Source organism: Ruminococcus sp. (assembly GCF_024684275.1).
Genome location: NZ_JAIKXF010000104.1, coordinates 1 through 3,650, shown reverse-complemented (window position 1 = coordinate 3,650; position 3,650 = coordinate 1). Strand labels below are relative to the sequence as shown.

The 3,650-nt window shown below is 48.1% G+C and carries 2 protein-coding genes; both read left to right on the top strand.

Features of this window, described 5'->3' with window-relative positions; all coding sequences use genetic code 11:
* The first annotated feature begins 358 nt into the window (after positions 1 to 358).
* Positions 359 to 2,623: a glycoside hydrolase gene (locus tag K5677_RS11945; RefSeq protein ID WP_296728339.1), complete on the top strand. Its 2,265-nt coding sequence runs from the start codon at positions 359 to 361 to the stop codon at positions 2,621 to 2,623.
* A 337-nt stretch (positions 2,624 to 2,960) separates the two neighbouring features.
* Positions 2,961 to 3,650 (top strand): hypothetical protein (locus K5677_RS11940; protein ID WP_296728337.1); only part of this gene is annotated, 690 nt, incomplete at its 3' end.

Here is a 3,650-nt window from a genome sequence, read left to right as displayed (position 1 = left end):
TGGGGCGGCGGCTTCGGCGGCGGCGGCGGAATGTTCGGCGGCGGAAACATCTCCGTTGTTGACTTCCTTATTGCAAGATTTGATATAATCCGCAGCGCACTTCGTATGTAAAAAAACACATATCTCATAATTGGTCTCCCGAGGCAGATATCTGTCTCGGGAGATTTTTTATTATGTAATATTGTGCAAATTTCAAAACATAACAGTTAATATTAAAGAAATTATACACAACTTCTTCGTTTTGTCCACCTTTGTTTCATATTTTGAGTTTACAGAATGAATAATATGAGTTATTATTACATTAAATAATAATGCGAGTCGCTGTGGAGGCACACGGCACTCGGCAGGGGGTAAAAAAATGAATATAACAAAAAAAGTAAGGACTGCCCTCTCAGCAGTCATGGCAGGAGCTATGCTCGTTTCAACCGCGGGCTCCTTCCCTTCAAACGTGCTTGAAGCAAACGCCGCAGGCGCCTGCACTATCAACACGAACAAGGAATACCAGACGATACGCGGCTTCGGCGGTATGAACCATCCCGAATGGCAGAGCTACAATGTTCAGAGCGGAGCTCCCGGAGATATGACCGAAGCACAGGTACAGACAGCTTTCGGAAACGGCGAGAACGAGCTTGGTCTCACTATCCTGCGTATCTTCGTAAGCGACGACAAGAACGCATGGAAGAACGCTATCCCTACGGCTCAGAGAGCTCAGAAGCTCGGCGCTACCGTATTTGCAACTCCGTGGAACCCGCCCGCTTCAATGAGAACAAACGGTACAGGCGGCCCCACAGGCGGTCAGTACGTTCTTCAGAACGGAAAGGAAGCCGATTATGCTCAGCACCTCAACGACTTCATCAAGTACTGCAACAGTCAGGGCGTTCAGCTCAACTCGATCTCTGTACAGAACGAGCCCGACTGGTCGGGCGAGTGGACAGCATGGACAGCAGACCGTGCCGCAAACTTCATTGCAAACTACGGAAAGGCTGTAACAGCAGGCACGACCACAAAGCTGATGTCTCCCGAAAGCTTCAGCTATAACAAGAGCTTCTACAACGCTATCCTCAACAACTCAAAGGCTATGGCTAACTGCGATATGTTCGGTACTCACTTCTATGGTACACAGCGCAGTCAGATGGACTTCCCTGCCCTCGAAAACTGCGGCAAGGAGATATGGATGACTGAGGTATACGTTCCTAACAGTGACAACAACTCCGCAGACCGCTGGCCCGAAGCTGTACAGGTATCGGAGAATATCCACAACGCACTTGTTGTGGGCAATATGAACGCATATGTATGGTGGTATATCCGCCGTCAGTACAGTCCTATGTGGGATACGGGCAAGATATCAAAGCGCGGATACGCTATGGCACAGTTCTCGAAATGGGTTCGCCCGGGTGATGTACGTATAGACGCTACAGAGCAGCCCAACAGCAATATCCTCGTATCGGCTTACAAGCACAGTGATACACAGGCTACCGTAGTTGCCATCAACAAGGGCAGCGGAGCTGTTTCTCAGCAGTTCACCCTCAGCAACAGAACAGTCACCAATGTTGACAGCTACAGAACCTCAGGAAGCGAGAATATAGCTAAAATAGGCGGTATCTCCGCAAACGGCTCATCATTCACCGCTCAGCTCCCCGCAAACAGCGTTACTACCTTCGTTGTAGGGCTCGAAAGCGACGGCAAGGGCTTTGAAGGCGGCAAGGATCCGACACCTCCCGAGCCTATCGAACCCGATGAGAACGGCTACTACTACCACGATACATTTGAAGAAGGCAGCGACAGCTGGGAAGGCAGAGGCGGCGCTTCTGTTTCTACAGGCGGTACAGCATACAAGGGCAGCAAGGCTCTTACGGCTTCCGACAGAAGCAGCGCATGGCACGGCGCTCTTAAGTCTCTCGATTCACTGACCTTCAAGGCAGGCGAGACCTACAGCTTCAGCGTTGCAGCTTCGGGCTCGGGCAACCTTATGCTCTCTCTCGAATATAAGGACTCCGCAGGCGAGACAAAGTACGATCACATTGCAAGCGCTGAATCCTCAGGCGGTTATGTACAGCTTGCAAACACAAACTATAAGCTCCCCGAGGGCTCGGGATATATTCTATATGTTGAAACAGAGGAAGGCACAGGCGATTTCAGTATTGACGAGGCTATCGTCGCAAAGGCAGGTACTCAGATAGACGGACCTGTGGTAACGACCACAACTACTACCACAACAACCACTACAACGACTACGACCTCAGAAACTACCACGACAACGACAACAACTACAACTACCAGCACAACTACAACAACGACTACTGCGACATCCAAGACCACGACCGAAACAACTACGACTACAGCGCCTAAGGATCCTAAGGAAGTCCTTGACTCCAAGGTCTCCAAATGGGGCGACGCAAACTGTGACGACGCTATAGATATGGGCGACGCGGTACTCATAATGCAGTCCCTTGCAAACCCGAACAAGTATCAGCTTTCGGATCAGGGCAAATTCAACGGAGATGTATACGAAGCAGGCGGCGGTATAACCACAAACGACGCTGTTACCATACAGAAGTATCTCCTCAGCCTGCTAAAGAGCTTCCCCGAGAGCTACGCCGAAAAGATCACTACTGTAGGCTGATGCCGCAGGAGCGCTTTATCAGCTTATAATATAGTATAGCTGCGGGATATTCCATTTTATATCACAATATATATTTTAAGGATCATCAGCTGTCTGAGGGCAGCTGATGATCTTTTTACTTACAGCCGCCTCTCTTTTTGTGAAACATATTAAATCAATTAACGTTGTTTTAACTTTATCTATCGTTAAAAACCGCAACAATTGCATTGACATCAGCGGCATTTTATGATATAATATCACAAAGTGCTTTTAATTTGCAGTATCTGTTTACTGCCTTTTAAAGCCGAAGTTCCTTACGCTTGAAAGGCGTAAAAAATATGGAAAGGAAGAATTGCAAATGAAAAAGATTATTTCTGCAATCACATCACTTGGCATTGCTGCTTCAATGATAGGCGCAGCAGTTCCTGCAACCGCAAGTGCTGCCGATGCTTCCAAGGGTTTTGCTGTCAAGACATATGACATTGCCAAGCCTTCAGCAGCAGACGCTAATTCAACCGTGACTATCAAGAAGAGCGACATCCCTGCGGACGGTTATGTTCTCCCCTCAGCAGTATACTTTAACGAGAGCGCTAACGGTTCCACAGATTCACTCCTTGTTGGTATCACCACAGATTCAAAGGACATCTCCTTCAAGCTCTACAGCCCCGAAAAGGACGGCTATACAAAGAGCGAACAGGAGTACACCTTAGGCGGTACTAAATTCAGTACAAGCAGCTATATATCATTTGCAGGTTCCTATGATGATCTCGACGGCTATATGGCTGCGGGCAAGCACGTTTTCGGCATTGATTCATCACAGACCGCCGCAGGTACCGATAACTACTATATCGGTCTCTCATGGACAAACAACGGCAAGGAATACAAGTGGGCAGGCGAAAAGTCTGATTCATATCCTTTATATGTTTTTGATACGATCATCCCGCAGAGCATTGCTGTAGGTACATACACCATAAAGTACTGCGAGTACAACACAGATACAACAGGTGTAAACTACAATCCCTGTCCTCTCGTAGAGGGTGAAAAGCAG